The sequence below is a fragment of the Cryobacterium arcticum genome (assembly GCF_003185895.1).
Taxonomy (GTDB): domain Bacteria; phylum Actinomycetota; class Actinomycetes; order Actinomycetales; family Microbacteriaceae; genus Cryobacterium; species Cryobacterium arcticum.
In genome coordinates, this window is the sequence record NZ_QHLY01000004.1 from 80,451 (window position 1) to 105,309 (window position 24,859).

A 24,859-nucleotide genomic window follows, 5' to 3' on the forward strand; every position below is an offset into this window, starting at 1 on the left:
CGACCCCACCCGACAGGAATCCAGACTCTGGTGTCAGCGGCCCTCGAAGACCGCCTCGGTGCGGGTGAGGAACGCTTCCATGCCGATTCGGGCATCCGTGGAGCCGGCCAGCCGGGCCAGGGCGGGCTGTAGTTCGGCCTCGGCCGCCGCTGCACCCTCACGAAGAGCCAGCCGGGCGTTGGCGAGGGTGGCCTGCACGGCCAGCGGGGCCTGGGCGGCGATGCGCTCGGCGAGCTCGATCGCCCGGTGCAGCTCGCGGCCGTTGGGGGCGATCTCCTGCACCAGCCCGAGCCGGTGCGCCTCGCGGGCGTCGAACAGGTCGCCGGTGAGCAGCCAGCGCATGGCGTTGCCCCAGCCGGCGGCCCGGGGAAAACGGATGGTGGCGCCGCCGAACGGCAGGATGCCCCGGCTGACCTCGATCTGGCCGAACCGGGTGGATTCGGCGGCCACGACGATGTCGCTGGCGAGCATCAGCTCGATGCCCAGGGTGAGACAGGTGCCCTGCACGGCGATCACGACGGGTTTGCTCAGCGCCGTGCCGTCGACCTGCCAGGGGTTGATGCCGCCCTCCGGCACCATCTCCAAGCCCTCGGGGCCGAGCCTCGGGCCGATGTCGGCCAAGTCGAGGCCGGCGGTGAAGTGTTCACCGAGCGCGTGCACCACGCCCACCCGCAGGTCGGGGTCGCGCTCGAGCTGCCCGTAGGCCAGGGCGAGCTGCTGCAGCATGGCGAAGTCCGCCGCGTTGCGCTTCTCCGGCCGGTTCAGGCCGATCAGCAGCAGGTGCCCCCGCCGCTCCACGACAACTCGAGCGTCCGACGCATCCGTCACATCGATCTCCTTCGATCACTGGTTTTCGCGAACCGTGAGAAAAGCACCGAAAAACTCGAGTTTTCGGGGCTTAGCTCACAGCTCGCGGAGGGGAATTAGCGGGTGAGGGCGCCGATGATGCGCAGAATGCTGGGCAGGTCGTCGTTCGCGGCTTCGGGGGAAGACGGCGCGAACCCGGCGATGGTGGCGCCGGCAAGGGTGAACTCCTTGCGCAGGGCCACGATGGCGCCCGTGAGGCTCTCCACCGCCAGACCGAACGGATAGATATTCGACAGCCCCACGATGGTGGCGGGGTCGAGAACGTCGAGGTCGATGTGCAGGTAGATGTGCGCGGCACCGGTGCGCTTCACCGCGGCCACGAGAGCGTCGGGGCTGTTGAAGCTCTCCACCGGCACCAGCGGGATGCCCTGTTCGGTGATGTAGACATCCTCGGCCGGGTCGATGTCGCGCACGCCGGCCAACACCACCCGGTCGGGCGTGATGCGGGCATCCGGGTCGAGCGCGAGCCCGTCGGTGCCGTCGCCGAGGATGGCGCGCAGCACCATGCCGCCGAAGCCGCCGGACTGCGACGATTCGCTGGTGTGCAGGTCGGGGTGGGCGTCGAACCAGACCAGGGCGATGTCGCCGGGGTGCCGCCGGGAGGCGTGCTCGACGGCGCCGAACGAGACCCCGCAGTCGCCGCCGATGGTGAGCACCGGCTCGGTGCTGGTGCGCAGAACCGCGAGCTGCCGGTCCCGCACCGTCAACAGCGAGGAGAACCGGTGGATGCCGGTGTCCAGCGAGTCGCCGGCCTCGACCGGCACGTCGACCGGATAGGTGACCGAGAAGGGCAGGTCACCCCTGATCGCCTCCGCACCGTCGACAAGGCGCATCGCGCGAGGAGAAACCGAACCTTGCCACTGCGGCACAACCACGTAGTTGGGAGACACCCCCTCAGTATGCTCCCCAGCCCGGGCCCGGCGCATCTGTCTGCGTGGGTCCGGTGCGACCGTCAGACGGCCTCGGGCATGTCCCGGTACCGGATGGCGGCCGACACGGCCTCCCGCAGCTCGAATTCAGCCAGGCGCGGGCCATAGCCCGGGGTGCCGCGCTGGATGCGCCAGCCTTCGTTGAGCGGCCCGAGGTCGACGGTGTCGAAACCGAAGTCGTCAAGTAGGGCGGTGACCGTGGCGCGGGCATCGGGGTCGTTGCCCGCGATCACGAGCGCGCGGCGGTCCTCGGTGCCGGCGGGCAGCCCGTCGGTGGTGAGGTCGGCGGCGTAGATGTGGTTGAACGCCTTGACGACCTTGGCGTCGGGAACCAGGTCCTGCAGCAGCTCGGCCGTGGTGGTGGTCTCCTCATCGAGGGCCACGATGTCGCCGTCGCGCTGGGGGTAGTAGTTGTTGGTGTCGATCACCGTCTTGCCGGCCAGTTCCGCCAGCGGCAGGGTGTGGATCTGGTGCAGCGGAATGGTCACGACCACCAGGTCGCCGGCCGTGGCGGCCTCGGCGGGAAGGGCGGCGCGGGCGCGCGGGCCGAGCTCGGCCACCAGGCCCTCCAGGGTGGCCGGGCCGCGGGAATTACTCACCACGACGTCGTATCCGCTGGCCACGCCGAGGCGGGCGAGCTGGCTGCCGATGTTACCTGCACCGATGATTCCGAGAGTAGTCATGCTGGTGACAATACAGAACGGCCCCGAAATGTTCCCGGGGCCGTTCTGTCGTGCACGTGCAGGATGCGTTACTGCTCGATCGACGAGGGCGTGCCGGCCTTGAGCGCGGCGAAGCGGGCATCCACCTCGGTGAGCTCGCCGAGGTCGTCGAGGCTCTCGAACTGGGCGTCCAGGCTGGAAGCGGCGAGCTCGCTCGCGCCGCGCACCTTGGCCTCTTCGCGGCGGATCTTGTCTTCGAACCGGCTGACCTCGCTGGTGGGGTCCATCATGTCGATGCTCTTCACGGCGTCCATGACCTGCGACTGCGCCGCCGCGGTCTTGGACCGGGCGATGAGCTCGCTGCGCTTGGCGGTGAGCTGACCCAGCTTGGTCTTCATGGTGTTGAGGCCGGTCTTGAGCTGCTCGACCACGGCGCTCTGGCTCGCGATCTGCGGTTCGGCGTCCGTCGCCTCCTTCTCGGACTGCAGCTGGCGGCTGAGCGCCACCTTGGCGAGGTTGTCGAACTTGTCGGCGTCGACGGTGTTGCCGGCCCCGCGCAGCTCGTCGGCCTTGCGGCTGGCGGCGAGGGCCTTGCGACCCCACTCGCCGGCGGCCTGCACGTCTTCGCGGTGGTCGTCCTCGAGCAGCCGCAGGTTGCCGATGGTCTCGGCGATCGCGCTCTCGGCGTCGACGATGCTGTTGGTGAAGTCCCGCACCATCTGGTCGAGCATCTTCTCGGGGTCTTCCGCGGAGTCCAGCAGCGCGTTGATGTTCGCCCTGGTGAGCTGGGCGATGCGGCCGAAGATCGACTGCTTGGTCATGTGAATGTCCTTTCGACGGGGATCAACGCTTAGAAACTACCGCGTTCACCTCCGCATTTACCTGTATGACGGCAAGCCTGCAGAGAAGGATGATCAATGGATAGTGTGTTTTCACACGGTGTTTTCACACGCCCATCGACTCTCAAGGATCCCCACCATGCCCACCCCCCTGAGCCTGACGATAGTTCCGGGCATCAACGGCTCCGCCGACAAGCACTGGCAGACCCGTTGGGAGGCGACGCAGACGGATGCCGTGCGCATCCGCCCAGTCTCGTGGGACGAACCGGACCTGGAGGACTGGATCGCCGCCGTCGACGCGGCCGTGACCACTCCTGACACGATCATCGTGGCGCACAGCCTGGGCTGCCTGGCCGCCGCGGCGTGGCTGGCGCAGAACCCTGGCCGGGTACGCGGCGCCCTGCTGGTGGCCCCGCCCGACCGGTTCGGCCCGGACTTCCCGTCGGTGGCTCCGACCTTCCGCGCCGCCGAACCCGCCGCGCTCGGTACGCCGGCCCTGGTGATCGCCAGCGCCAACGACCCCTACTGCGCCCTCGGCACCGCGCGCACGCTTGCGACCGCGTGGGGCGCCGGGTTCGTCGAGGTCGGCAACCTCGGGCACATCAACATCGCCAGCAAGCTCGGCAACTGGCCGTCCGGACGGGCCATCCTCGACGAGTTCGCCGAGAGCCTGGCCGGGATGGTGCGCTGATGACCGATCCCGATGTGCTCACCCGGCAGACCGTCGACCTGCTGCGCGACCTGATCCGCAACGCCTGCGTCAACGACGGCACCCCCGATTCCGGTGGAGAGATCCGCAGCGTGCGCACCCTCGAGGGCTTCTTCGCCGGCTCAGGGCTGGAGCTCGAAGTTGTGGAACCGCATGCCGGCCGGGGCTCGCTGATCGCGCGTCTCCGCGGCACCGACCCCAGCGCGCCGTCGCTGGCGCTGGTGGGGCACATCGACGTGGTGCCAGTGGACGAAAGCGGCTGGAGCCGCGACCCGTTTTCCGCCGACCTCGTCGACGGCGAAATCTGGGGCCGCGGCGCCCTCGACATGCTCTACCTCACCGCCAGCTACGCCGTCGTCATCCGCGACCTCGCCATGGGCCCGTTCCGCCCCCGCGGCGACCTGGTCTTCGCGGCCGTCGCCGACGAGGAGAGCGGCAGCCGCTTCGGGGTGGGTTGGATGACCGAACACCGGCTCGAGCTCATCGACGCCACCTCCGTGCTCACCGAGTCCGGTGGTGCCCCCGTGGGCGTGCGGCCGTCGATCACCACCACCATCGGCGAGAAGGGAATCGCCGGCCGCCGCCTGGTGGTGCGCGGCACGCCCGGGCACGGCTCGGCGCCGTGGGGCGCCCGCAACGCCGCCGTGATAGCCGCGGAGGCCGTGACCCGGCTCGCCCGGTTCGACCCGCCGGTGCAGATCACCGCGGACTGGCGGCACTACGTGTCGGTGCTCGGCCTGCCCGGCGAACTGGCCGACCGGCTGGTCGACCCCGCGCGCATCGACGGGGCCGTGCACGAACTCGGCAAACTGGCCGGCTTCGCGCACGCCTCTACCCACACCACCATCTCGCCCAACATCGTGCACGCGGGCGAGAAGGAGAACGTCATCCCGTCGCTGGCCACCGTGGACCTCGACATCCGGGTGCTGCCCGGCATCGACGCCGCCGATGTGGACGCCTACCTGCGCGAGGCGCTGGGTGACCTGATGGGCGACATCGAGATCGTCGGCGACAGGTTCGAGGCCGCCACCCGTTCTCCCGTCGACACTCCGCTGTTCGCCGCGCTCAGCGCCGCCGTGGCCCGGGCCTACCCGAACGCCGACCTGTTGCCGGTGCTCAGCGTCGGCGGATCGGATGCGCGGTTCTACCGCTGGCGCGGTGTGCCCGCCTACGGCTTCGGCCTGCTCAGCCCGCGCTGGGACTACGGCACCTTCCGCACCCTGTTCCACGGCAACGACGAACGCATCGACGTCGACTCGGTCGCCCTCACCGTGGCCGCGCTCGACTTCACCGTGCGCCAGGTGCTGGCATGACCGTCACGACCGGCACCGTGCAGATCCACACGGTTGCCTGGACGGATGCGCGGGCCGTGGCGCTGCGTGCGGCCATGGACGACGAGATCATGCCCCGCTACGCCGATCGGTTCGAGACCATCTCGACAACGGATGCCGCGGCGACCGACGCCGCATTCGCCATCGACCCGAACACCATGGTGCTCACCCTCATCGCGACGGTGGACGGTGTGCCCGCGGGCCACGCCGCCCTGCGTATGCTCGGCGAGGAATACGAGCTGAAGCGCCTCGTCACCCTGGCCGCGTATCGCGGCCGGGGCGTCAGCAAGGCGCTCATCAGCGCTGTCGAGGCCGAGGCATCCGCTCGGGGTGCTCGCCGGCTGATCCTGCAGACCGGTGACCGGCAGCCGGAGGCGGTGCGGCACTACGAGCACCTCGGCTACACGCCGATCCCGATCTACCCGCCCTACGAGGCGATCTGGTTCTCCCTCTGCTACGAACGGATGCTGCCCGCATGAACACGCGCGTTGACACCCTCGTGATCGGCGGCGGCGCCATGGGTTCTGCGGCGGCCTGGCAGCTGGCCCGCCGCGGCCGCGACGTGACCCTGCTCGAGCGGTTCGAGCCCGGGCACACTAACGGTGCCTCGCACGGTGCCTCCCGCAACTTCAACCTCAGCTACTCCGACCCCACCTACGTGGCCATGCTCATCGAGGCGCTACAGCTGTGGCGGGAGCTCGAAGACGAGACCGACACCCGGCTGCTCGAGCAGGTGGGCCTGGTCAACCACGGCGCGGGCCAGCCGTTCGCCGAGGTACACGCCGCTCTGACCGCAGTGGGGTTCGACCCCGAGATGCTCAGCGTCGCCGCCGCCGCCGAGCGCTGGCCGGGCATCCGCTTCGACACCGAAGTGCTCTACACACCCGAAGCCGGCCGGCTGAACGCGAACGCGTCGGTGGCGGCCCTGCAGGCCGCCGCAGCAGCCCTCGGGGCCCGGGTGGAGCACGGGATGCCCGTCACCCGAATCACCGTCGCGGGCGACGACCGGGTGCTCGTGGCCACCGACACCGAACAGTTCGAGGCCCGCCGGGTGATCGTGACCCTCGGCGCCTGGACCAGCTCCCTGCTCGGCGGCCTGCTGCCGCTGCCCAAGCTGGTGGTCACCCAGGAGCAGCCGGCCCACTTCGCCGTGCTCGACACCAGCTTCACTTGGCCGGGCTTCAACCACGGCTACCGCCCTGGCACCGCCGGCTACGACTACTGGCGCTCGCCGGTCTACGGCATGCACACCCCCGGCGAGGGCATCAAGGCCGGCTGGCACGGCGTCGGCCCCGTCGTCGACCCCGACCACCGCGACTTCACCGCGGAACCCGAACAGCTGCTGGCCCTGCGCCGCTACGCCCGCGAGTGGCTGCCGGGCGCGGATGCCGACAGTTTCGTCGAAATCAGCTGCACCTACACGACCACACCCGACTCGAATTTCGTGCTCGACCGGCGCGGCCCCGTGGTCGTGGGCGCGGGCTTCTCCGGGCACGGTTTCAAGTTCACCCCCACCGTCGGCCGCATCCTCGCCGACCTGGCCGACGACCTCCCCGCTCCGCCCCTGTTCGCGCTCGATCGCTAGCCGCGACGCAGGGCCCGTCGCCCAGTTGCCGCAAAGTGCCGCTTCCTGCTCGTCGAGGTGGTCTATTGCCGCAAGTCGGGCTCCCCATCGGCGACCTGCCAGTTGAGGCCCTCTCCGGGCGCCGCGATGGGCGCCAACTGGTATCTCGCTGGGGTGAGGTCCGTGAATTGCCAGTTCGGGCCCCCTCCGGGCGCCGCAATGGGCGGCATCTGGCAAGTCACGAGCGGGCGCGGGCGCCGAACCGCTTAGAAACGCCCGCCGCCACCGCGCCGGCCGCGGGTGCCGCTGCCGCCGAAGCTGCCGGGGCTGCGCCCGCCGCCGAAACCGCCACCGCTGCTGCGTCGTCCGCCGCCTCCGCCGAACCCGCCTCCGCCGCCGCCACCGAACATGCCGCCACCGCCGCCACCGCCGAGGATCTGACCGATCAGGATGCCGCCGAGCACCGCCCCCATCGAGCCGTTGCTGCCGCCGCGCCGGCTGGCCCCGCCGCCGCCGAAGAAGTCACCGAAGTCGTCATCGTTGTCCGACGAGAACCCGTCGACGTCACGGCGGGCCATCGCGGTCGCCTCCGCAGCCAGGGACCCGGCGCGCTGGGAGACCGCGAGCGCCGCGGCCGGGTCGGTGGGTACGAGGGACTCGGCCTGGGCCGTCAGCCGGGCGGCCTCGGCGAGTCGGGTGCGCGCTTCCGCTCCCACGGCGCCGCGCCGGGCCGTGATGAAATCGTCGGCGGCCGATACCTGGCTGCGCGCTGCCTGCATGCTGTTGCTGAGCGCCTGATTGAGGCGTTGCGCCTGCAGCTGGGCATCGCGCGCGCCCTGCAACGCGGCATCCATGCTGGCATTGGTGGTTTCGAGGACCTGCACGAGCTCGATCGGGTTGATCGGCGGTGTCTCGAGCTTCGCACGAACCTCCGCGAGGGTGCGCTCGGTCTGCTCGATCGCGCCGGGCACCGCGGCCGTGCCGCCGGGCAGGGCGCGAGCGGTGACGAGATCGGTGTCGAGATCGGCCAGCATGGCCGGGATCCCGGACTCGGCCGTCTGCAGGTCGGCGGCGAGCCGGTCCACGGCGTCGACCAGCAGTTTGGCCTGGTCCACGGCTTCCTCGGCGGCGCGGATGCCGACGGCCGCGGCGCTCGGTTCGCCTGCGGCCAGCCGGGCCTGCGCTTCGGTCAGCGCATTGGTGGCGAAGGTGAGCCGCTCGGCGGCCTGGTCGGGGTTGTCGGCGACGGTGTTGATGGCCGCAGCGGTGTACCGGGCGGCCAGCTGCTCCACCCCGGTCTCGGCTTGGTCGAGCCGGGCGTCGATTGCGGCCAGCTCGGTCTGCAACTCCGCGGCGGCGGCCGGCGCGTTGGCCTCCAGCTTGCGCAACTCGTCGAACGCCGCGGCCTGCTCGTCGAGGGCCTGGTTGGCCTCGGCGCAGAGGGCGATGATCGAGCGGTACCAGGCCCGCACCTGCTCCTCGGTGTCGGGCTCGGCGTCATCCAGGCGTTGCTGCAGCGTGAACGCCTCGCTCAGCTTGCCCGCCGCGGTGCTCACCGCCGCCTGGAACGGTTCGGCAGCGCCCACCCCGTACTGCGCGACCGCGAAGCCCACCTCCTGGCCGCTGGTCTTGATGGCGTCATCGGTCTCGATCAGCGCACTGGATGCTTCCCGCTTCAGTTCGGCCGTCGGCACCTGGTCGGCGCCGGGCCCGACCGCCGTCTTGGCGCCGCGGCGGCGGAGCAACACGATCACGATGGTGACGATCGCTCCCAGAATCACCACGGCGATCAGCACCCCGACCCAGCCGGGCAGCCCGCCGGAGCCGGTATTGGCCTCCCCGGGCGTGACGACCGGGTCGCTGAGCGGTTCGCCTGCCACACTCTGCTGCATGGCGGTCGCGCCGTTGATGGCCGCTCCCGCCCAATCGTTCTCCCGCAACGACGGCTCGATGGCCGTGCTCGTCACCTCACTGAGCTGGGCATCACTCAGCACGAAGTCTGTCGCGACCGACAGCTGATACTGGCGGTCATCGGTGGCCACGGCCAGCAGCACGTCGCTCTCACCGAATCCGTTGTTCACGGCGGTCTGGTCGGCCCAGGTGGAGAGGTCATCAACACCGTCGAAACTCGACACGTAGGCCACGTACAGGTCGATCCGAGTGTCAGCGTAGAGCTCGTCGAAGGCCGCGAGCACCTCGTCCTCCCGGTCGCCGAGAGCCCCGACGGTGTCGACGATCTTGCTGTCCTCGAACGTCACCGGGTCATCCGCCCGCGCCGCCAGGGGAGTGGCCAGCCCCGCTCCGACCAGGCCGGCGACGGCCAGCGCACCCGCCGCGCTCAGCAGCGCCACCCGGGCGGCGAGCCCGGTGACGGTCGATCGAATGTGCGGGCGGCCTGACTGCATGGGGTCCATTTCCTCGAACGGTTCGCGTGCGGCGGTTCCCATCGAGCATAGAACCCCCGGCCAGGAGCGGCTAGGAAGCCGGCTGGGAGCCAGCCGGCGCGACTGTTGCGCTCTGTTACCGCTGACCGGATGCCCGCGGGCCACCTCGGGCACACTGGAATCCGCGGCAATCGTTCGCGGCCGCATCGATCCCGTCACGGAGGCGAGAATGACCATCCAGAATCTCGCCGCCATGACCGACCTGGCCGCTCGCCCCACTCTCGCCGTGGTCGAGGTCACCCGCAGCCGGCCCGACCGGCCCGAGTACCACGCCAAGGTGCAGACCCTCAACGCCACCGTTGTGGATGCCGGCACCCGCGGCGGGTGGACCGTCGTGCGCCTGGCCGCCGCCGATCTCGATCCCGCGGCGCTGCTGGACCTCACCGACTCCGCCGACGCTGTCGTGATCGTGGGCGGCGAAGACATCGACCCCCGCTTCTACGGCGCCCGCGCCGGCTACGAGGGCGAGACCACCCACTTCATCGACGCTGACGAGGGCCAGATCGCCCTCGTGCAGCGCGCCGCCGACCGCGGCACACCGCTGCTGGGCATCTGCCGCGGCTTGCAGATCATCAACGTCGCCCTCGGCGGCGACCTCGTGCAGCACATCGACGACGGCATCCACCGCAACGTCGGCGTGCCGATCGACGAGATCCTCTCCACCCACGACGTGCACCTGCACGCCACCAGCGGCCTCGCCGCCGCCCTCGGTGACACCCGCATCTCGGTGCAGAGCGCACACCACCAGAGCGTCGGCCGCCTCGGCGCCGGCCTGGTACCCGTGGCCACGGCGCCCGACGGCCTGGTCGAAGCCCTCGAACACCGCACCGCGCCGATCACCGGGGTGCAGTGGCACCCCGAAGCACCGGATGCGCCCGCCGCCCAGCTGCCCCTCCTGCTCGCGTCCCTCCAAGCGTCGCTAGCCACCACCGAGGTCGCCCGCGCCGCCTAGTTCGCGACCTGTGAGCTAAGCCCCGAAAAACCCGAGTTTTGGGTGCTTAGGTCACGGCTCGCGGGCGCACCCGGGCCAGGAACGCGGGCACGTCCAGCTCGTGCTCGAACGGCTCGGCGACGGTGGTGGCGTCGTAGTACAGGCCGTCGGCCAGCAGCATGGTGGCCCGGGCCAACTCGGGGTCCTGCAAATCGTCGTTGAGAATCTCGAAGTACCGGCGCCGCATCTCCACCACCACCGCCCGGGCCTGTGGGGTGCGGCGGGCCAGGGTGCCGCCGGCGAGGGTGGCCCGGTCCAGCGGGCTGTTCACGTACTCGGCCAGGCTCACGTAGTAGGCGGCAGCGCCGCCCGGGGCCTGCCGCATGCGTTCGTATTCGGCGGCGGCCAGCGTCTCGAGCCGTTCGATCAGCGCGGTCTCCAGCCCGTCCCGGGAGCCGAAGTGGTAGAGCAGGCCGCCCTTGGTGACGCCGGCGGCTTTCGCGACCGCGTCGAGGGAAGCGCCGGAACCGCTGGTGTCAATGAGCAGTTCCTGGAACGCGGTGAGGATGCTCTCCCGCGCGCTGTCGCGATGTTGGGCCATGCCCGCCACTTTACTGTACTTGGTGGTATAGTCGATGTCTGCTGTACTGAATGGTGCAGTAAAACTCGCCGTTCCGTTCGGAACCCCGTTCTTCAGCCAGGTTGACATGAGCACGACAGACACCATCCGCACCCTTTCCGACAGCACCGCCGCCGCATCGGCCGCACCCCGCGCCGGCCGCCGGGAATGGTTCGGCCTGGTGCTGCTGATGCTGCCGGTGTTGCTCATCTCGGTGGACAACACCGTGCTGAGTTTCGCCCTGCCGGCGATCAGCCTCGACCTGCGCCCCAGCAGCACCACGCTGCTCTGGATCGTCGACGTCTACCCGCTGGTGCTCGCCGGCTTGCTGGTGGCCATGGGCACTCTCGGCGACCGGGTTGGCCGGCGCCGGCTGCTTCTGATCGGTGCCACCGGGTTCGGTGTGGTGTCGGTGCTGGCGGCGTTCGCGCCCACCGCCGAGTTGCTGATCGCGGCCCGCGCGGTGATGGGCTTCTTCGGCGCCATGATCATGCCGTCCACCCTCTCGTTGCTGCGCAGCCTGTTCCGGGATGCCCGCCAGCGCACCCTGGCGATCGCGGTCTGGGCCGGTGCCTTCGCGGCCGGGTCGAGCCTCGGCCCGATCGTGGGCGGGGTAGTTCTGCAGCACTTCAACTGGGGTGCCGTGTTTCTCATCGCGGTGCCGTTCCTGCTGCCCCTCGTGGTGTTCGCACCCTTGCTGGTGCCCGAGTCCAAGGACCCGGCGCCATTGAAGATCGACCTGGCCAGCGTGGCGCTGTCGCTGCTCACGCTCACCCCGTTGGTGTTCGCCATCAAGACCCTCACCCACGATGGCGCCACGGTGCTCGGCCTCGGCGCGCTGGTGCTGGGCCTGGTCGCCGGCGCGGTCTTCCTCCGCCGCCAGCTGCGCATCGGCAACCCGCTGCTCGACCTGGCCCTGTTCCGGCATGCGCCGTTCGCCGGGTCGGTGCTGGCGAACTTCCTCTCGGTCTTCAGCCTGGTCGGGTTCCTGTTCTTCGTATCGCAGCACCTGCAGCTGGTACTCGGCCTCGACCCGCTCGACGCCGGACTGCTCCTGTTGCCCGGAGCCGTGCTGTCGGTAGCCGCCGGCCTGGGCGCGGCCTACGTGGTGCGCCGGGTGCCGCCGCGTCTGGTGATCGTGGCCGGCATCCTGCTCTCGGCCGGAGGTTTCGCGCTGATCGTGCTGCTGCGGGAAAACCTGACGGCCGGGGTGGTGGCGCTCGCGTTCGGCATCCTCTCGGTGGGCGTCGGTGCGGCCGAGACCATCTCCAACGACACCATCCTGAGCTCGGTGCCGGCCGACAAGGCCGGGGCTGCGGCCGGTGTCTCCGAGACCGCCTATGAGCTCGGTGCCGTGCTCGGCACCGCTGTGCTCGGCGCGATCCTCGCGGCCTCCTACCGGGCTGCCGTGGTGCTGCCCGACGGCCTCGGCGCCGGGGCGGCCGGCCAGGCCGGAGAAACCCTCGGCGGGGCGCTCGGTGTGGCCGGAAGCCTGCCTGCCGGTCAAGCCGAGGCGCTCACCGAGTCGGCTCGGGCAGCGTTCGACAGCGGCGTTGGCGTGACCTCGATCATCGCCGTGGCGCTGATGCTGGTGGCCGCGGCCGCCGTGCAACTGAGCATGCGCCCCCGCCGCACCTCCCGCCCGCGACCCGTGAGCTAAGCCCCGAAAACCTCGAGTTTTGGGTGCTTTCCTCTCAGCTCGCGAAGGGGCGGAAGCCGCGCAGGCGGAGGCTGTTGCTCACCACGAAGACCGAGGAGAGCGCCATGGCGGCGCCCGCGATCAGCGGGTTGAGCAGGCCGAGGGCGGCCAGCGGGATCGCCGCCACGTTGTAGGCGAACGCCCAGAACAGGTTCGCCTTGATCGTGGCCAGCGTGCGCCGGGACAACCGGATGGCATCGACCACGGCGAGCAGGTCGGCACGCACCAGAGTGATGTCACTGGCTTCGATGGCCACATCGGTACCCGTGCCCATGGCGATGCCGAGGTCGGCGGCGGCCAGCGCCGCGGCGTCGTTCACGCCGTCGCCCACCATCGCCACCACGTGGCCGGCGGCCTGCAGCGCGCGCACCCTGTCAACCTTCTCGGCCGGCAGCACACCCGCGAAGACCTCGCTGATGCCCACCTGGTCGGCCACAGCGCGGGCGGCGGTGGGGTTGTCGCCGGTGAGCAGCACCGGAGTGAGCCCGAGCGCCACCAACTGGGCCACGGCCGCAGCGCTGCTGGGCTTGACCTCATCGGCCACGGCCAGGATGCCCCGGGCCGCGCCATCCCAGGCCACCGCCACGGCGGTCTGCCCGCGCGCCTCGATACCGGCCAGCACCTCGGCCAGATCGGCGGGCAAGATCACCTGCCACTCGTCGGCCAACCACCGCGGCCGGCCCACCAGCACTAAGTGGCCTTCGACGGTGGCCTGCACGCCGAAGCCCTGCGCCGAGGTGAAGGCCGTGGCTGCAGGCAGGATGCCCACCTGGTCGGCCGCACCGTTCACGATGGCGATCCCGATCGGATGCTCAGAGCCGGCCTCGGCCGCGCCCGCCAGCCGCAGAAGCTCGGTTTCCGCAGCAGCACCGGCAGGGGTTCCCGCCAAGCCGCCGTCCGCGGCCACCCCGGCAGCCACATGCACGCCGAGCAACGCCATCCGCCCCGTGGTCACGGTGCCGGTCTTGTCAAGCACGATGGCGTCCACCTGGCGGGTGGACTCCAGGATCTGTGGTCCGCGAATGAGGATGCCCAACTGAGCGCCGCGCCCGGTGCCCACCAACAGGGCGGTGGGAGTGGCCAGACCCAGGGCACACGGGCAGGCGATGATGAGCGTGGCCACCGCGGCGGTGAACGCCTGTTCGGGGCTGGCGCCGACAAGCAGCCAGACCGCCAGGGTCCCCAGCGCGATCACGAACACGATCGGCACGAAGACCGCGGAGACCCGGTCGGCCAGGCGCTGCACAGGGGCCTTGCCGGACTGCGCCTGCTCCACCAGCCGGCCGATGCGGGCCAGCTCGGTGTCGGCGCCCACCCGGGTGGCACGCACGGTGAGGCGGCCGCCGGAGTTGACGGTGGCGCCCACGACGGTGTCGCCGGGGCCCACCTCCACCGGCACGGTCTCGCCGGTGAGCAGGCTGGTGTCGATGGCCGAGGCGCCATCGACGACCACGCCGTCTGTGGCCACCTTCTCGCCCGGTCGCACCACGAAGACGTCACCGACCATCAGTTCGCCGATCGGGATGCGCCGTTCGAGCGACCCGCGCAGCACGGCCACGTCTTTCGCGCCCAGGTTGACCAGCGCCTGCAGGGCCGCGCCGGAGCGGGTCTTGGCCCGCGCCTCGAAGTACCGCCCGGCCAGGATGAAGACCGTGACGGCGGCCGCGACCTCGAGGTAGATGTCGGTCTGCCCCGACATGCCGAAGCTCAGCTGCATGGTCATGCCGGGCATGCCGGCGTCACCCAGGAACAGGGCGTAGAGCGACCAGCCGAACGCGGCCAGCACGCCCACGCTGATCAGGGTGTCCATGCTGGCGGCGCCGTGCCTGGCGTTCAGCCACGCGGCCCGGTGGAACGGCCACGCGCCCCAGACGGCCACCGGGGCGGCGAGCGTCAGGGCCAACCACTGCCAGTTGGTGAACTGCAGCGCGGGCACCATGGAGAGCAGGGTCACCGGAATCGCCAGGGCGGTGGAGACCAGCAGCCGCTGACGTAGCGCGAGGGTGTCGGCATCCAGCTCGGCTGTGACCGGCTCGGTGACCACGGGCGCGGGCAGCCGGGCGGTGTAGCCGGTGGCCACGATGGTGGCGATGGCGTCGTCGACGGTGGTGCCCTCGGGCAGGCGAACGGTGGCCTTGTCGGTGGCGTAGTTGACCGTGGCAACCACCCCGGGCAGGCGGTTGAGCTTCTTCTCGATACGGGCGGCGCACGACGCGCAGGTCATGCCGCCGACCAGGAGGTCGACGGGCTCGCTCACGCGGCTGAGCCCTGGTCGGCGCCCTGCAGCTCGTAACCGGCTTCATCGATGGCTGCGCGAATCTCGGCGGCATCCGGGGTCACGGTGCTGGTGACGTGCACGGTGCTGGCCGCGCCCACGACCAGGTCAACGGTGACGGCGTTGACGCCGGCCACCAGCGAGACCTCCTCGATCACACTGGCGACGCAGTGGCCACAGGTCATGCCGGTGACGAGGTAATCGGTGTTGAGTGTCTGAGCCATGGTGCGGACCTTCTTCGGTGAAACGGATGTCGGTGAAGCGGCTGGCGAGCCGCGGGGTGGATACCCCCTCCGGGTACTCTAGCGCACATCCGTGATACCGTGAGGGGGTATAGGGTCAGCCGACACTCAGGAGAACATCATGACGACCGTCCCCGCCGCAGCACCCGAAGATGCAGCACCCGAAGATGCAGCGCCCGAACACGACGCGCACGCCGAGCACACCCACGACGGCCCGCACGGCTACATCTCCAACAAGGACGACTACCTCAAGCGCCTGCGCCGCATCGAGGGCCAGGCGCGCGGCCTGCAGGGCATGGTCACCGACGACAAGTACTGCATCGACATCCTCACCCAGGTGTCGGCCATGACCAGCGCCCTGCAGTCGGTGGCGCTGGGCCTGCTCAACGACCACCTCAGCCACTGCGTCGTCGACGCCGTCGCCACCGGCGGCGACGAGGCCACGGCCAAGCTCAAGGAAGCCGGGGACGCGATCGCCCGGCTGGTGCGTTCCTAACCGCCAAGATTTCCCTAGGCTGTGCGCATGACGGATGCGGGCAGCTTCAGAATCCACCGGCGCATGACCGCGCGCGACACCGGCGAGGCGCACCGGGTGTCCAGCCCGCTCGAGCTCCTGTTCGACCTCACCTTCGTGGTGGCGGTGGCCTCGCTGGTGGTGCAACTGGCCCATGGCATCGAGGGCGGGCACGGTGCCGACAGGATCGGCCCGTTCCTGATGGTGTTCTTCGCCATCTGGTGGGCCTGGATGAACTTCACCTGGTTCGCGTCGTCATACGACACCGACGACGTGCCCTACCGACTGCTGACGATGGTGCAGATGGCCGGCGTGCTGGTGCTCGCCGCCGGGGTTCCCGCGGCCTTCGACGACGGCAACTTCACCGCGATCACCGTGGGCTATCTGATCATGCGTATTGGCCTGGTCGCGCAGTGGGTGCGGGCCGGTTTCGAGCATCCGGAGAGCCGGGTGACGGCGTGGCGGTACGCGGCCGGTGTGAGCCTGGTGCAGGTCGGCTGGCTGGCCCGCCTGGCGCTGCCGGAGGAGCTAGGGGTGTCGTCGTTCGTCGTGCTCGCCCTGCTCGACGTGACGGTGCCGTTCTGGGCGGAGCGCACCGGAACGACCTTCTGGCACCCGCATCACATCGCGGAACGGTACGGCCTGTTCACCATCATCGTGCTCGGCGAGAGCGTGCTGGCCGCCACCTACGGTGTGCAGGAGGCGCTCGGCGCGGGCGGCGTGAGCGGTGACCTGGTGCTCGTCTCGGCCGCGGCGTTGGTGACGCTGTTCGCGATCTGGTGGCTGTATTTTCTCGAACCGGCGGGGGAAGCCCTGTCGGTCAAGCGCGGCCGGTCGTTCTTCTGGGGCTACGGCCACTACGGCGTCTTCGCCGCCCTGGCCGCGCTCGGCGCGGGGCTCGAAGTGGCGGTAGCCCAGGCCGGCCACCACCTGGAGGTCTCGCCCGTGGTGCTGGGATACGCCGTCGGCCTGCCCGTGGGTATCTTCCTGCTGCTCTTGTGGGCGGTGCACGCCGTGCTGGAGACCCGCACCCAGATCCGGCCGGTGGTGATCCTGCCGTCCGCGGCGGCGGTGCTGCTCGTGCCGTTGGCGGCGGGTGCGCTCGGAGTGACGACGGTGGTGGTGCTCATCGCCACCCTCTGCGTTCTCATCGTGGCGATCACCCTGGCCGGCCAGTTGCGCCGCAGCCGCGCATCCGCGCCGGTCGGTTAGGCGCCGCTGATCAGGGCTTCGGAAACCAGTAGCCCACCCGGCAGAGCAACTGGGTCTCGCGGTCCGCGCCGGCGGGCGCCTCGATCTCGGGCGGGAAGACGCCCATCGCGCGAAAACCATCGACCTGCGGCCCGATCAGCTCCCAGAGGTTCTCCACCAGCGGTGCCGGCAGCGAGTAGTCCCAGCCCAGGGTGCGGGCGATCGACCAGGCCTGGAACGCCCGGTAGGTGCTGATGTGCTCCAAATACTCCCGGATCGGGTAGTCGCCGTAACTCAGGTGCACCACCTTCTCCGGGTCGAGGTCTTCGTTCACGGCCGCGGTGGCGGCGTCGTTGAGCCGGTCGTAGGCGGTGATCGGATCGGTGCCGAGCAGGTCGCCGTCGTAGGTGCCGCCGGCATCCTCGATCGTGCGGCCGAGCAGCACATCCGGCACCCAGGCTTCGTCCCGGGCGTGCGCGGCCACGATGTCGCGGATGGTGGGGTTCGGAGTGAACGACCACTCAGCCGGCGCCGGCAGACCGAGCTGCTCCGGCTCGATCCGGTCGATCACGGAGCGCAACGCGGCATCCGACTGCAGGAACAGCTCTGTTTGCTTCATGCGGGCACGCTAGCACCGGCCGCAGACAGCGGTCCAGTAGTGTCTGCATGTGCCCGTCCCGTTCTTTCCCACCGAAGTCACCGATGTGATCGTGCCGTTCCTTGACCCGGCGGCGCGCAAGAATCTCGGCATCGTAGTCGCGCTCGCCGGTACGGTCTTCCTCGCCCTGGGCGCGCAACTGCAGCACCGCGGGGTCGGCAAGGCGGCCCGGATGCGTCCCGGCGACCAGGAGAAAATGAGCATCGGCCAGCTGGTGGCCCTGCTGCGCCGGCCGTCGTGGTTGCTCGGCACGCTGCTGCTCGGCTGCGCCATCCTGCTGCAGCTCACCAGTCTCGGCCTGGCCCCGCTGCTCGTGGTGCAACCGCTCGGCGTGGCCGCACTGGTGCTCTCCACCGTGGTGGATTCCCGGATCGCGCATACCCGGCTGGACGGCACGGTGCTGCGATCGGTGGCACTGTCAGTGGGCGGCATCGTCGTCTTCGTCTCGATCGCCGCCGTCTACGCCACCGACCGGCCCATCCAACCGCCGCAGGTCGTGATCATCCTCAGCCTGCTCGCCGGAGTGCTGCTGGTCTTCGGCTCGGTGTTCGTCTTCCTGCGCGCCCGGTTGACCGCCGTGGCGTACGTGATCGGCGCCGGGGTGCTCTACGCATTCGTGGCCACGCTGGCCAAACTCACCATCACCCAGCTCGTCGGCGGTGACTACTCTCTGCTCACCCTGCTCTGTGTGGGCGGGGTGCTCACCGCGGCGATCGTCGGCGGCGTCTTCGTGCAGATCGCCTATTCCACCGGGCCGCCCAACCTGGTGATCGCCGGACTCACCGTGGTGGATCCGCTCGTGGCCGTCGGCATCGGCATCGTGGTGCTCGGTGAGGCGAGCGAGGCGCCGCTCTACGCGCTGATCGCATTCGTTCTGGCCGGCGCGGTGGCGGCATTCGGGGTCGTGGGACTGTCCAGGCACCAACCCGCCTCCACCCTCGAAGACGCGCGCGTTCCGGCGCCGCATTCGCCCGAGTGAGCGCCGCAGCGCTGAGCCGGTCGCTCCCGCACGCTGGCAATAGCCTGCGAAAGCACGCCCGAATCACGGAGGGTGTCCAGCCAACGTCTGTAGCATCGTGCTGATGTCTACCGTTCACTCGAAAACCAAGGTCGCAGGGCGGCTCATCGTCGTTGCCGGTTTCCTGGCGCTCGTGCTCTCCGGCTGCGCCGCCAACGGTGCCGCGCAGGCCGGTGTGGTGAAGCCGTCGCAAGCCGACGAGTCCACCGACCCGACCGCATCCACCGAACCCACGGAGGCCGTCGCAGCCGAGCCGACCGGCTGCCCGGAAACGGACGCGACGATGCCGGACGACGCGGACAGCGCCGAGATCGCCGACATCGACGGTGACGGGAAGAACGACACCGAGTGGTACTCGGAGGCGACAGTGCCCTTCACCTACGGCATCACCACGGCATCCGGGGGAACGTACACCCTGGAAGACGACCTCGCCGGGCCGAACACCCACAGCGGCTGGACGGCCGCGCTGCACAACGGCGTGGTGGTGACAGTGCTCGACGACGGCCGGGGAGCCACCCTGCATGCCTTCGTGGACTGCGCCTTCGTCACCCCGATCGGCGTCGACGGCAAGGCGTACACCTTTGACATGCAGAACCTGCACGACAACGGCACCGGGGTGGGCTGCCTCGAGGTCGACGGCGGACTCGAGCTCAACGGCCTGCAGGTCACCGAGAACCGGGACGACAGCTACTCGCTGCTGGCCACGGGCATCACGGTGTCAGACGACGGTTCGTCGGCCGTGAACGGGTACACCGCCGTGTCGGCGTCGTTGCCCGCCGATGACCGCCGAGTGGCCGAGGCGCAGACGTCCTCGTGCGCCGACGCTCCCGTGGTGAGCACCAGCGGCCGCTAACGGCCGCGTTCGTACCGGCTCAGGTTGAGCGTCTCGCCCGTCTGGGCGCTCGCGTAGCCGCGCATCGGATTCAACCAGGCCAGGTCCCACACCTCCACTCTGAACCTGACGGCGATGTCGTCGAGAAGGTCGCCGCTGGCGACGACGTACCCGGACGGGTCGCCGGCGCTGTCGTAGATCACCTCGCCCCGGGCGTGGGGCGCGGTGCCGGTGTCCAGCACCGTCAGATCGGGACGCATATCGGGCAGCGCCCAGGTCAACGATGCGGTGGCGAGCACCCGCCCATACGGCAGGCCGTCGGCCTGCTGCCAGATCACCGCTGTGCGCATCCAGCTCGGGTCACTCGTGACCAGCTCACTGCCGTACTCGATCTCAAAAACCTGACTCGCGGCCGCGACCACGTCAGCCTGGCCAGCGCCGAGCTGGCCGTAAGCCACCCTGAATTCGCCCGGCGTTGAGTCGTCAGTGCGTGCGTTGAGTTCCAGGATGGCCCCGTCGACGGGGCCGATCGACGGCCCGAGGTCGAGGTCGCGCACGGTCACCGTGAGCCGGCCCATCTCCTTGGCGATCTCGATGGTTCCCGACACCGGGTCTGCCGAGGTCTCGCCGCTTCCGGTGAAGCTGCCGTTGGCAATGACCGTTCCATCGGGGAAGGTGCTCAGATCTGGCCAGCCTCCGGCAGGAAGGTCGGAGGTGACGTCGATCGCAGCGGGGTCGCTGGCGGCGCGAGTCTCGGCCGGGCCGACGGGCGGCGTCACCACCGTGCATCCCGTCACGAGCAGCAGCGACAGCAGGGCGCCGGCGGCACCGGCCCAGCCGCGCACTCGCATTTACAACGCCGCCAGTTCGGCCTCGAGCTCGTAGGCGTTCGGGTCGAAGACCGAGAGGGTGTCGAACCGCTCGGCGCCGGCGGGGTGCTCGGCCACGGCCGGCCAGGAGACCGTGCCGGTGCTGATGAACTGCACCCACTCGGCGTGCATGGTCGCCGCCAGCGCGCGCGGCAGGTTGTCGCCCACCGAGACGCTGACCTGCTCGGCGTCGAGCAGGTCCCAGGCGAAGGGCAGGTCGATGCAGTGCCCGGCCAGCCCAGAGGCTGGGGCGCGGAACGCGAAGTCGTACAACCAGGTGCGGGCACCGGCGCCGGCTTCCGTGCGGGCGGATGCGCACCGCACCGTCGGCACCCGGAAGAGCACCGCGGAGGAGAGCTGGCCGCGGGCGTATCCGCTGCCGATGGCCGACACCGTCGACTCGAACCGGGCGACGGCCTCCGGTGAGATCCCAGCGTCGGTGAGAGCATCCGTCAGCTCATCGACGCTCTCGCCAGACGGAAAGTTGAATTCGTGGGTGGTCGACCCGAGCAACAACGGCACCTCGGCGTTCCGGCCGGTGCGCACCGCCGTCAGCAGGTCGGCCACGATGTCGTCGTCCACGACCGGCGCGAAGGGGATGCCGGTGATGTCGGCCCCGGGGTCGTGCGCGGCCCGGGTGAGGGCGGGCAGCGGCATGGTGGGGTGGAGGATCCCGTCGCCGGTGAGCTGGGCGGACGGTTCGGCGTCGACGATGGTCTCTGCAGCCACGGTGCGCCAGCCGGTGAGGTCCGGGCTCACGCCCAGACGCGCAGCGAAGCGCCGCCCGATCTTCTCCGCAGCTGCCGCGCTCTGCCCGTATGCGGGCGCGGATTGCGCGATGGCGCCGGCGAACAGGCCGGCGGTGCGCGGGCACGAGAGCAGAGCCAGCGTGCTACCCGCACCGGCGGACTGGCCGGCCACCGTGACCCTGTCCGGGTCGCCGCCGAAGGCCCCGATGTTGCTTTGCACCCATTCCAGGGCCGCGATCTGGTCGAGAATGCCGCGGTTCAGCGGGGCGCCGTCGATCCAGCCGAAGCCTTCGAAGCCGAGACGGTACGACACCGTGACCACCACGATGCCATCGCGGTTGAACGCGACTCCGTCGTACCAGGGGCTGGCCGGCGACCCGGCCGCGTAGCCGCCACCATGGATCCAGACCAGCACCGGCAGACCGGGAACGGGGGACTCCGCCGCGGGAAGACGGGGAGTGAACACGTTGACCGACAGGATGTCGTCGCCGGGGATCGACGGTTCCGGGATCGTCGTGACCTCGGCGAATTGGCGGCGCTGCGGGGTGGGTCCGTAGGCGAGCGCGTCGCGCACTCCCGCCCACGGAGTGACCGGAGCCGGCGCGAGAAACCTGTGCTCGCCCACGGGGGCGGCGGCGAAGGGGATGCCCAGGAACGCGGCCGATGCGCCGCGCCAGAAGCCGCGCACCCGACCAGAGCGGGTGATCGCCTCCGGTGCCGCGGCGGGGTCCATCGGGCTGTTGGCGGAAGCGTCGAGTAGGTCCTTCTCTGCGGGCATGGCTCGATCGTAGCGAGAGCGGCCGACCTCGCCTGTGGATCGGCGGCATCACGCCGGAAAATTTTGTAGGGTGGGGACTGATTGGGGAGAACCGCGTGAGACCTGGGGACACAGACACGGCGAGTTCTGTCGTGCGCCTGTTTCCGGACTACGCCGGAACCGTGCTCTGGGTTCCCCATCCGGTGGCGTACGACTCCACCGCCCTGGACGCCGAGCTGGTGACCGACCTGATCCGCTGGGAGATCGAGTACTACGACGCGCTCGACGCCGATTTCGCCTGGCGCAGTCCGGCTCTGGCCAGCGCCTTCACTGCGGCGGGCGTCGGCCTGGCCCTGCGCCTGGCGCTGCAGCTCGGTTCCGGGTTCGACATTGAGTTCGCCTCGTACGAGGCCGGCGTGGCCACCCGGCGGTTCCGGAGCGACTTCGCCGCCGACAACCCCCGGGCAGCGGCCGCGTTCGCCGCCCACGCCGGCACCCACACGGGCACCCACACCAGTGCCGTCGCCAGGGCGACGCCGGTGCTGGCTACCCGGCTGCCGGTGCCACCCCGCGGGTCAGCATCCCGGCGGCGTCAAGGCTGAGCCAGTCGGTGATGCCGAGCCGGCCGAGGAAGGCATCGTCGTGGCTGACCACGAGCAGACCGCCCCGGTAGGTGCCGAGCGCTGAGACCAGCTCGTCGACGCTTTGCCGGTCGAGGTTGTTGGTCGGCTCATCGAGCACGATCAGCTGAGCGGGCGGATCGGCCAGCAGCAGCCGTGCGAGCGACACCCGGAACCGTTCGCCGCCGGACAGGCTCCGCACCGGCCGGTGCACGGCATCCCCGCGAAGCAGGAAGCGTGCCAGGCGGCCGCGCAGTTCGCCCGGGGGAGTGTTCGGTGCGGCTGAACGCAGGTTGTCCAGCGCGCTGCCGTTCTCGTCGAGCCCGTCCAGGCGCTGGCTGAGGTAGCCGATCCGGTCGGTGTGCGCGGTCGCCGAGGCCAGCCCGGCCCGGGCGGTGGCCGGATGCACCAGTGACTCGAGCAGGCTGGTCTTGCCCACGCCGTTCGGCCCGGTGAGCGCGACCCGCACCGGTCCGTGCAGCAGGAACGGCTCGTTGCTGCCGTGCAGTTCGGCCAGTCGTTTGCTACTGGCCACCTGGGGGTCGGGAAGGTCCACCTGGATGGTGTCGTCCGAGCGCACCCGGGCGGAGGCGGCGACGGCGGCGGCCCTGGCATCCTGCACCTTGCCGTCGAACTCGGTGCGTAGCTTGCCGGCCGAGACCTGGGCCGCCGACTTGCGCAGCCCCATCACGATCTTCGGCACGCTCTTGTTCTCGTACTCGGTGCGGGCGAACCGGGCTCGGCGGGCGAGTTTGGTTTCGGCCTCGATGCGTTGCTGCTTCTCCTTCTTGACCGCCTGGTCCGCGGTGCGTTGGGCCTGTTGCGCGGCGGCCTGCTCGCGTTCGAGGTGCTCGAGGAAGGCGCTGTACGGCCCGCCGAACACCGTGAGCGTGCCGGCATGCAACTCGGCGGTGTCGTCCATCAGCTCGAGCAGCGCCGTGTCGTGGCTGACCACCACGAGCGCGCCGGGCCAGGACGTCACCATCCCGGCCAGCCGCGCGCGGGCGGCCCGGTCGAGGTTGTTGGTGGGTTCGTCGAGCACCGTGATCGGTGCCGCTCCCAGGCGGAGGCCCGCGATGGCCACCAGGATCGCCTCGCCGCCGGACAGCTCGCCGACCGAGCGGTCGAGATCCTCCTCGGCCAGGCCCGCCGATCGCAGCGCCTCCCCGGCCCTGGTGGTGATGTCCCAGTCGTCACCGAGCACCTCGAAGTGCCGCATGTCGACGTCACCGGATTCGATTGATCGCAGCGCGTCGAGCTTCGCCCGCACGCCGAGCAGGTCGGCCGCGGTAGTGCCAACGTGCAGGGTGAGGGTCTGCGGCAGATAGCCCACTTCGCCGCTCAGCACGACGCTGCCGGTGGTGGGTGGCAGAGCGCCGGTGATCAGGCGCAGCAGTGTGGACTTACCGGAGCCGTTGGCGCCGACCAGGCCGGTACGACCTCGGCCGAAGGCGGCGCTGATGCCGGTGAGGGCGGTGGATCCGTCTGGCCAGGTGAGGCCGACATCCGTCAGAAGAATTGTTGCATTGTGGGCCGTAGCCATGGGAACTCCCCGTCGTCAGTTCGAGCACTGACTCCGGATGCCGCGGCGCGACAAACGACGGATGTCAGCGCGTGAGCGCGAAACCGACGAGGATCTTCACTGGCTGAACCTGACTCTGGGGGATGGGACCGCTCCAGTCTGCCAAGGTCGGGGGCGGCGGCGCAACTGCTAGTCCACGATGAACAGCCGCGCACCGGTTTCGGTGCTCGACCGGTGTGCCTCCATGTCGGTGGACACCGAATAGCTCTGGCCCGCCGAGAGCTCGATGACCCGGCCGTCGTCGAGCTCGGTGCGCAGACTGCCCTCGAGAACGAGGAGCACGTGCCCGCGTGAGCACCAGTGGTCGGCTACATAGCCGGCGCTGTACTCCACCATTCGGGTGCGAGTGGAGCCCATCATCACTGTGCGCCAGGTGGCCACGCCCGTCGTGCCGTCATGAACTGTGCTGGGCACGGTGCCCCAGCTGGTGGTGGCGAACGGCAGGGCCGGGTCAAGCATCGGTGTCAACACCCATCCGCGCCTCGATCTCGGCAAGGAAGGCGGTGCTGAGCCGGTCGAACTCGGCCGCGGTGAGCCGGATGTCGTCGCCGATCTCGAGCCGCACAACCGTGTTCGCCGGCACGTACTTGATCACGGCGTTGCCGCGCAGCACGGCGTTGTTGGTCAGTAGCGACTCGGCGATCAGCTCCACCTCGTTGAGCGGGTTGCTGTCTTTGCCGGTGACCGCGCGCACCCGGTGCACGAAGAACCGGTCGAGCACGAGCACGAGATTGTTGAAGAACAGCGGCTCGAAGTCCGCCAACGCCGCCTGGGCGGTCTCGCCGTTGGCTTCGGCTACCAGAGTGCCGTAGGCAGTGAGCTGTTCCGCCAGGGCGAACCGGGCATTGTTGATCTCGTCGTGGGTGTAGGTTTTGCGGCCGAGCATGTGGTCTCCTTGAGGGCGCCGGGGTTAGGTCGACACTAGTCACGCGCTAACCTGTGCGGCAAAGCGGCAGTC

The 24,859-nt window shown here is 70.1% G+C and carries 25 protein-coding genes; 11 read left to right on the top strand and 14 right to left on the bottom strand.

Annotated features, from left to right (window positions below; translation table 11 throughout):
- Positions 1 to 33: 33 nt before the first annotated feature.
- From CTB96_RS01165 to CTB96_RS01180, 4 genes are all read right to left on the bottom strand, one after another.
- Positions 34 to 828: a crotonase/enoyl-CoA hydratase family protein gene (locus tag CTB96_RS01165; RefSeq protein WP_110125074.1), complete on the bottom strand. Its 795-nt coding sequence runs from the start codon at positions 826 to 828 to the stop codon at positions 34 to 36.
- 95 nt (positions 829 to 923) lie between these two features.
- Positions 924 to 1,700, bottom strand: coding sequence for an arginase family protein (locus tag CTB96_RS01170; protein WP_248283158.1), 777 nt, complete (start codon positions 1,698 to 1,700; stop codon positions 924 to 926).
- Positions 1,701 to 1,819: 119 nt separating this feature from the next.
- Positions 1,820 to 2,479, bottom strand: coding sequence for an NADPH-dependent F420 reductase (locus tag CTB96_RS01175; RefSeq protein ID WP_110125076.1), 660 nt, complete (start codon positions 2,477 to 2,479; stop codon positions 1,820 to 1,822).
- A gap of 68 nt (positions 2,480 to 2,547) precedes the next feature.
- Entirely contained in the window at positions 2,548 to 3,279 is a 732-nt protein-coding gene (locus CTB96_RS01180) for a PspA/IM30 family protein (RefSeq protein WP_110125077.1), read from the bottom strand.
- A 157-nt stretch (positions 3,280 to 3,436) separates the two neighbouring features.
- On the opposite strand from CTB96_RS01180, the gene CTB96_RS01185 reads away from it, so the two are divergent.
- From CTB96_RS01185 to CTB96_RS01200, 4 genes are read left to right on the top strand one after another with little or no spacing between them, the layout of a single operon-like run.
- Positions 3,437 to 3,988 (top strand): RBBP9/YdeN family alpha/beta hydrolase, encoded by a 552-nt coding sequence (locus tag CTB96_RS01185; protein ID WP_110125078.1) that lies wholly within the window; start codon positions 3,437 to 3,439, stop codon positions 3,986 to 3,988.
- On the top strand, positions 3,988 to 5,319 hold the full coding sequence (locus CTB96_RS01190; RefSeq protein ID WP_110125079.1) for a M20/M25/M40 family metallo-hydrolase: 1,332 nt from the start codon (positions 3,988 to 3,990) through the stop codon (positions 5,317 to 5,319). Before CTB96_RS01185 ends, CTB96_RS01190 begins: the two co-directional genes overlap by 1 nt.
- Positions 5,316 to 5,816 carry a GNAT family N-acetyltransferase gene (locus CTB96_RS01195; protein ID WP_110125080.1) on the top strand — a complete coding sequence of 167 codons (501 nt, stop codon included), beginning with the start codon at positions 5,316 to 5,318 and terminating at the stop codon, positions 5,814 to 5,816. Before CTB96_RS01190 ends, CTB96_RS01195 begins: the two co-directional genes overlap by 4 nt.
- Positions 5,813 to 6,922, top strand: a complete 1,110-nt coding sequence (locus CTB96_RS01200; RefSeq protein WP_110125081.1) for an FAD-dependent oxidoreductase — start codon at positions 5,813 to 5,815, stop codon at positions 6,920 to 6,922. Before CTB96_RS01195 ends, CTB96_RS01200 begins: the two co-directional genes overlap by 4 nt.
- Before the next feature lie 245 nt (positions 6,923 to 7,167).
- On the opposite strand, the gene CTB96_RS01205 is transcribed toward CTB96_RS01200, so the two are convergent.
- Positions 7,168 to 9,306, bottom strand: a complete 2,139-nt coding sequence (locus tag CTB96_RS01205; protein ID WP_110125147.1) for a TPM domain-containing protein — start codon at positions 9,304 to 9,306, stop codon at positions 7,168 to 7,170.
- Positions 9,307 to 9,514: 208 nt separating this feature from the next.
- Here CTB96_RS01205 and CTB96_RS01210 point away from each other — a divergent pair, with 208 nt between their 5' ends.
- Positions 9,515 to 10,297, top strand: coding sequence for a gamma-glutamyl-gamma-aminobutyrate hydrolase family protein (locus CTB96_RS01210; RefSeq protein ID WP_248283159.1), 783 nt, complete (start codon positions 9,515 to 9,517; stop codon positions 10,295 to 10,297).
- A gap of 46 nt (positions 10,298 to 10,343) precedes the next feature.
- Here the strand turns inward: CTB96_RS01210 and CTB96_RS01215 are convergent, their stop codons facing one another.
- The gene (locus tag CTB96_RS01215; RefSeq protein WP_181397091.1) at positions 10,344 to 10,877 is read right to left on the bottom strand and encodes a TetR/AcrR family transcriptional regulator; all 534 of its coding nucleotides are present in this window, start codon (positions 10,875 to 10,877) and stop codon (positions 10,344 to 10,346) included.
- 106 nt (positions 10,878 to 10,983) lie between these two features.
- On the opposite strand from CTB96_RS01215, the gene CTB96_RS01220 reads away from it, so the two are divergent.
- Positions 10,984 to 12,555, top strand: a complete 1,572-nt coding sequence (locus tag CTB96_RS01220; RefSeq protein ID WP_110125083.1) for an MFS transporter — start codon at positions 10,984 to 10,986, stop codon at positions 12,553 to 12,555.
- A gap of 34 nt (positions 12,556 to 12,589) precedes the next feature.
- Here CTB96_RS01220 and CTB96_RS01225 read toward each other — a convergent pair whose 3' ends face one another.
- Together CTB96_RS01225 and CTB96_RS01230 are read right to left on the bottom strand one after the other, a co-directional pair.
- A complete protein-coding gene (locus CTB96_RS01225) occupies positions 12,590 to 14,818 on the bottom strand; it encodes a heavy metal translocating P-type ATPase (protein WP_110125149.1) in 2,229 nt (742 codons plus the stop codon).
- A 29-nt stretch (positions 14,819 to 14,847) separates the two neighbouring features.
- A complete protein-coding gene (locus tag CTB96_RS01230) occupies positions 14,848 to 15,093 on the bottom strand; it encodes a heavy-metal-associated domain-containing protein (protein WP_110125084.1) in 246 nt (81 codons plus the stop codon).
- Between the two features lie 139 nt (positions 15,094 to 15,232).
- Between CTB96_RS01230 and CTB96_RS01235 the strand changes: the two genes are divergently transcribed.
- Positions 15,233 to 15,607 carry a metal-sensitive transcriptional regulator gene (locus CTB96_RS01235; protein WP_110125085.1) on the top strand — a complete coding sequence of 125 codons (375 nt, stop codon included), beginning with the start codon at positions 15,233 to 15,235 and terminating at the stop codon, positions 15,605 to 15,607.
- A gap of 63 nt (positions 15,608 to 15,670) precedes the next feature.
- Positions 15,671 to 16,837: a low temperature requirement protein A gene (locus tag CTB96_RS01240; protein ID WP_110125086.1), complete on the top strand. Its 1,167-nt coding sequence runs from the start codon at positions 15,671 to 15,673 to the stop codon at positions 16,835 to 16,837.
- 10 nt (positions 16,838 to 16,847) lie between these two features.
- Here the strand turns inward: CTB96_RS01240 and CTB96_RS01245 are convergent, their stop codons facing one another.
- Complete coding sequence (locus tag CTB96_RS01245; protein ID WP_110125087.1) at positions 16,848 to 17,435, bottom strand: hypothetical protein; 588 nt, start codon at positions 17,433 to 17,435, stop codon at positions 16,848 to 16,850.
- A gap of 49 nt (positions 17,436 to 17,484) precedes the next feature.
- On the opposite strand from CTB96_RS01245, the gene CTB96_RS01250 reads away from it, so the two are divergent.
- Together CTB96_RS01250 and CTB96_RS01255 are read left to right on the top strand one after the other, a co-directional pair.
- Complete coding sequence (locus tag CTB96_RS01250; RefSeq protein ID WP_248283160.1) at positions 17,485 to 18,453, top strand: DMT family transporter; 969 nt, start codon at positions 17,485 to 17,487, stop codon at positions 18,451 to 18,453.
- A gap of 103 nt (positions 18,454 to 18,556) precedes the next feature.
- The gene (locus tag CTB96_RS01255; protein WP_110125088.1) at positions 18,557 to 19,345 is read left to right on the top strand and encodes a hypothetical protein; all 789 of its coding nucleotides are present in this window, start codon (positions 18,557 to 18,559) and stop codon (positions 19,343 to 19,345) included.
- Here the strand turns inward: CTB96_RS01255 and CTB96_RS01260 are convergent.
- A complete protein-coding gene (locus CTB96_RS01260; protein ID WP_110125089.1) occupies positions 19,342 to 20,175 on the bottom strand; it encodes a LysM peptidoglycan-binding domain-containing protein in 834 nt (277 codons plus the stop codon). The two genes, CTB96_RS01255 and CTB96_RS01260, sit on opposite strands and share 4 nt — an antisense overlap.
- Positions 20,176 to 21,720 (bottom strand): carboxylesterase/lipase family protein, encoded by a 1,545-nt coding sequence (locus CTB96_RS01265; protein ID WP_219993188.1) that lies wholly within the window; start codon positions 21,718 to 21,720, stop codon positions 20,176 to 20,178.
- Between the two features lie 131 nt (positions 21,721 to 21,851).
- Here CTB96_RS01265 and CTB96_RS01270 point away from each other — a divergent pair, with 131 nt between their 5' ends.
- Positions 21,852 to 22,301 carry a hypothetical protein gene (locus tag CTB96_RS01270; RefSeq protein WP_110125090.1) on the top strand — a complete coding sequence of 150 codons (450 nt, stop codon included), beginning with the start codon at positions 21,852 to 21,854 and terminating at the stop codon, positions 22,299 to 22,301.
- Here the strand turns inward: CTB96_RS01270 and CTB96_RS01275 are convergent.
- The 3 genes from CTB96_RS01275 to CTB96_RS01285 all read right to left on the bottom strand — a co-directional run bounded on the left by CTB96_RS01275 (position 22,246) and on the right by CTB96_RS01285 (position 24,787).
- Entirely contained in the window at positions 22,246 to 23,862 is a 1,617-nt protein-coding gene (locus tag CTB96_RS01275; RefSeq protein WP_110125091.1) for an ABC-F family ATP-binding cassette domain-containing protein, read from the bottom strand. The genes CTB96_RS01270 and CTB96_RS01275 overlap by 56 nt on opposite strands.
- Before the next feature lie 168 nt (positions 23,863 to 24,030).
- Entirely contained in the window at positions 24,031 to 24,360 is a 330-nt protein-coding gene (locus CTB96_RS01280) for a DHCW motif cupin fold protein (protein ID WP_110125092.1), read from the bottom strand.
- A complete protein-coding gene (locus CTB96_RS01285; protein WP_110125093.1) occupies positions 24,353 to 24,787 on the bottom strand; it encodes a hypothetical protein in 435 nt (144 codons plus the stop codon). The genes CTB96_RS01280 and CTB96_RS01285 overlap by 8 nt, the downstream gene beginning before the upstream one ends.
- Between the last annotated feature and the right edge of the window lie 72 nt (positions 24,788 to 24,859).